General features: G+C 38.8%; 4 protein-coding genes. All 4 read left to right on the top strand.

All coding sequences use genetic code 11. The features are described from left to right. The coding region (locus VE944_RS11175; RefSeq protein ID WP_324976637.1) for a Lin0512 family protein at positions 1–168 on the top strand (168 nt) is incomplete at its 5' end. A 625-nt stretch (positions 169–793) separates the two neighbouring features. Next, positions 794–2,152: an aromatic ring-hydroxylating dioxygenase subunit alpha gene (locus tag VE944_RS11170; protein ID WP_324976634.1), complete on the top strand. Its 1,359-nt coding sequence runs from the start codon at positions 794–796 to the stop codon at positions 2,150–2,152. Between the two features lie 386 nt (positions 2,153–2,538). Beyond that, positions 2,539–2,877: a hypothetical protein gene (locus tag VE944_RS11165; RefSeq protein ID WP_324976632.1), complete on the top strand. Its 339-nt coding sequence runs from the start codon at positions 2,539–2,541 to the stop codon at positions 2,875–2,877. A 510-nt stretch (positions 2,878–3,387) separates the two neighbouring features. Next, a partial coding sequence (locus VE944_RS11160; protein WP_324976629.1) for a glutamate-5-semialdehyde dehydrogenase occupies positions 3,388–4,598 on the top strand: 1,211 nt, incomplete at its 3' end.

Below are 4,598 nucleotides of genomic sequence, written 5' to 3'. Positions count from 1 at the left end.
GTTAGGGAAGAAGAGGTACTTGCTGTACTTCCATTTGGTCGCAAAAGTCTTACCGTAGAATCTGGGGGGATGATCGTTCAAGGGCGGGCAATTCCCGAACTCAACGATAAAAATGACGAAATGTTGATTGCGATCGCTGCTGTTACAGTTTTAATCGAAGATGAGTAGCTGAGGTAATTTCTCTATAAACAAATCACTAAATTGAAAGTTATAGAGAAATCGCGCGATCGTTGAAAATTAAGTGACATACAGCAATTTTTCAGTAGGACTCCATTTGTGCAGGCGCGATTTTTAATCGTTAAGTATATTTGCCGATTACTTTATCAAAAAGCTTCATTGCTTTATAAAAATACCTGTTTAATTTATCAAAATACTTAAATTGCTTTCTCAAAATGAGGTTTTACTTACTCAAACCCCAGTTTGCTTTCTCATTTTGGTGTTTTCCGCAAGCAAAATGAACTTTGACTTACTTAAACCCCAATTTGCTTTCTCATTTTGGTGTTTTCCGCAAGCAAAATGAACTTTGACTTACTCAAAAGCTGTGTTTGTTTTCTCAAACCCCAGTTTGCTTTCTCATTTTGGTGTTTTCCGCAAGCAAAAGCAGCTTTTACTTACTCAAACCCCAGTTTGCTTTCTCATCTTGGTTTTTTCCGTAAGCAAAATGAACTTTGACTTATTCAAACCCCAATTTGCTCTCTTTTTGTTAATTTTTGAAGTTTCACCCTAGAAATGTCTCTAGGACTAAAAATTTGCTGATCCAAAGGTCTAAAATTATAGAAACCTGGAGAAAAATATGTCATTAGAAACAGAGACACTACAGGCAACACCACCAACTTCTACCTTTGAGACGCTTGAAGAGAAGCAAGAATTTAACTGGAGACAATGCTGGTATCCCGTCACCTTTGTGCAAGACTTACCTACCGACTGCCCTCATAGCTTTTCCTTGTACGATGAACCTTTGGTTTTGTTCAAAAACAAAGATGGACAGTTTATCTGTTTAACAGATCGTTGTCCTCACCGTACAGCCAAACTTTCTGAAGGACAAATTATTGACGGCAAAATTGAGTGTTTATATCACGGTTGGCAGTTTGGTAGTGATGGTCAATGTCTGCACATTCCCCAATTACCAGCAGATGCAAAAATTCCAGCCAATGCTTGCGTGCAATCCTTTAAGGTTGTGGAACGTCAAGGCATGATTTGGGTATGGGCTGGTGAAAAAGAAACTGCTGTTGATGAAAATATTCCAATTTTACCAGATTTAGATAAGCCGGGATTTGTGTGTGCAGACTTTATATTGAATCTGCCTTATGACCAAACATATCTAATAGAGAACGTTACCGATCCGGCACATGTTGCTATTAGCCATCATGGCACTAGAGGGGGTAGTAATCGCAAAAATGCCCAACCGCTAGAAATGGAAGTGCTAGAGAGTTCGGTTCAAGGAATTCGAGGTAGGTGGCGGGGAATTAATAAATCAAATGAAGCTTGGAAGTATATTGATTTTGTTGCTCCAACTCTTGTTTTGAACAATGCTTATATTGAAGAACGAGGTTGGACATTTGGACTAGCTTTATATGCGATTCCTTTAGGTAAAGGGCGATGCCGTCTTTTAGCTAGAGGTTATCGTAATTTCATGACTTGGGGAGTCAAGCTAAGACCACGCTGGCTAGATCACTTAAATACCAACAAAATATTAGAGCAGGATTTACCTCTCATTGCGGGACAACAGTCAGAAATTGAGCGCTTAAAAACAAGTCTAAAAGAACTATATTTGCCTTTAAAAACCTCTGACACATTAGTAGTTGAGTACCGCAGGTGGCTAGATAAATTTGGGTCATCTTTGCCTTTTTATCAAGGCTATTCCACATGGAAAAATGTTGAGAATGGTGAGTTGAATACAAAGCCAATTTTGTTAGACAGATTCTCGCGTCACACACTTATTTGTAGTTCCTGCAATCGAGCTTATCAAGTTACAAATAGGGTTAAGCAAAGTTGTATAGCGGTAGCGATCGCTCTAGCTGCTGTAGCGATACTTGCAGATGATTCTAGAATTAAAATTGCCGCAATATCGTTTTCTGTAGCAGCAGTTGTAATGTCCGCTATGGCTCAAAGACTCAAAACTCACTTTGAGCGTTCCTACACTCGTCACTAAAATCGGGACTAGTCAAATGTTCGTAGTAAGGACTTTAGTCTTTATTTTCGGCATTGCTGAATTAAAGGATGAATCTGGATGTAGAGACGTAGCAGTGCTACGTCTCTACAAGGATTTTGGTATTATGCAAAATCATTTTCATACATGGAATCAGCAACGCCTTATTTTCCATACACTAAAGTGTTTACTACAAACCCTCTTGCACTAGCTTAAAAAGTACTGGTACACTGTACCGGAAGTTTGTTTACCTTAAACAATTTGCTCAAACTCTTTGTGTGGTTAAGTTATGCTCAAGTTAATGGCTCTGCGCTAAAGTAAAAATATTGGGATAAAAATCTCTGGCAGTAAGTTCAACTGAATCACTAATCTTTACCACTGCGGCGATAATGTCTCAAGAGCATAACGAATCCCTCCAAATTCAGGAGATCACCAAACTCAAACCGAAACACTTCGCTGATTTAGTCAGATCAGCACAATTGGTTTTCGACCCCACAGCCGGAGTTTCGGGAAGACACATAACAGTTAACTGGGAACAATTCGGAATTCCCGGTGATGTGGCAGAAAATCTCAAATCACTTGGTCAGCAGTACCAATATGCATCTCCTCACATCCCTGTTGAAGACATTTGGAGTAAATTAACTCCAGAAACTCGTATTTGGTTCGTTGAAAATAAAGATAGGTTGTGGCAGCTTGAAGAAGCTTTCCCAGCCCTTGACGAAGATTAAACGGCTGAATCATTGAAAGGAATATAAATTATTTGTAGGGGCACAACGATCATTGTGCCCTATCTTCTCTCTATAGGCATTTTTGTTTAAATGCAATTGTTAAACGAACCGTATTGGAACTGGTATTTGATCCATCAATACTCAATAGATCCAGCGTTCGTCATCACAATTTTGTAAAAATTCAAATATTGGCGGTATAAATTCTTTACTTAAGGAAAAGACTAGAGAAACATATATTACGATGTCTCTCTAGTCTCCGGTACGCATAAATCATTTTTAGGACTTTCAAATAAGCTATGTGATAATACTTATAATGTTTTAATTGGTGTAAACTTAGTACCTTTAGTTTAGCCGTGTTGGATAATCATAGAATAAATGTTTTGAACCAAGTTTTGCTTCACCCGATCAGAGTAATCATTAATTACCCAAATGGTTCACCCGATTGGGGGAAGACGATAAGCAATGATGGACTCAGATTGATAAGATGAAGAAAAGGTAAAGATTTGTACTATGACTATTGTTAACATTGTTTCTCCCCTAATTGCGATCGCAGGACAAACCCGCGAAGCTGCAAGTAAACTAGCGATTCTCTCCACTGAGGCAAAAAATCAGGCAATTGAAGCGATCGCTCAAGCTTTAGAATCAGCTAGAGATGACATTTTACAAGCAAATATTGCTGATTGTGAAGCTGCTGATGCTGAAGGAATTCCCAAACCGCTTTATAAACGCTTGCAGTTGGATGAACATAAATTAAGAGATGCGATCGCAGGAGTACGCGATGTTGGTAAGCTAGCCGATCCTATCGGTAAAGTGCAGATTCACCGCGAACTTGACACTGGTTTAATTCTCAAGCGAATTACTTGTCCTTTAGGTGTTTTGGGAATTATTTTTGAAGCACGTCCAGAGGCGGCGATTCAAATTGTTTCCTTAGCGATTAAATCGGGAAATGGTGTGATTCTCAAATGTGGAAAAGAAGCGGTACGTTCTTGTGAAGCGATAGTTAAGGCAATTAAACAAGGATTATCTCAAACTGCTGTTAACCCTGATGCGGTACAGTTACTCACAACTAGAGAAGAAACTTTAGAACTTTTGAAGTTAGATAAATATGTAGATTTAATTATTCCCAGAGGTTCTAATTCTTTTGTGCGCTTTGTGCAAGAAAATACACGAATTCCTGTATTAGGTCACGCCGATGGAATTTGTCATCTTTATATAGATAAAGCGGCTGATATTTCTAAAGCAGTTCCAATTACAGTAGATGCAAAAGCGCAATATCCGGCTGTTTGTAATGCAATTGAAACTTTGCTAGTTCACGCCTCTATTGCTACAGAGTTTTTACCACAAGTGGCTGAGGCTTTGCAAGAACGCCATGTAGAATTAAGAGGTGATAAACGCACATTGGAACTTTTGCCTAATATTGTACCTGCAACAGAAATAGATTGGGAAACAGAATATAGCGATTTTATTTTGTCTATTAAGATTGTAGATTCTTTAGAAGATGCGATCGCGCATATTAACGAATATGGTTCTCGTCATACTGACGCGATTATTACTGAAGATTCAGCATCTGTGGAAACTTTCTTGGGATTGGTAAATTCAGCCAATATATTCCACAATTGTTCTACCAGATTTGCTGATGGTTTCCGCTATGGTTTCGGTGCAGAAGTAGGAATTAGTACGCAACAAATGCCTCCCCGCGGCCCCGTTGGTTTAGAAGGATT

It is taken from the genome of Nostoc sp. (assembly GCF_035638895.1).
Taxonomy (GTDB): Bacteria; Cyanobacteriota; Cyanobacteriia; order Cyanobacteriales; family Nostocaceae; genus Nostoc.
Note: the sequence above shows the minus strand (reverse complement) of the source record. Positions and strands in the feature narration are given on the sequence as shown.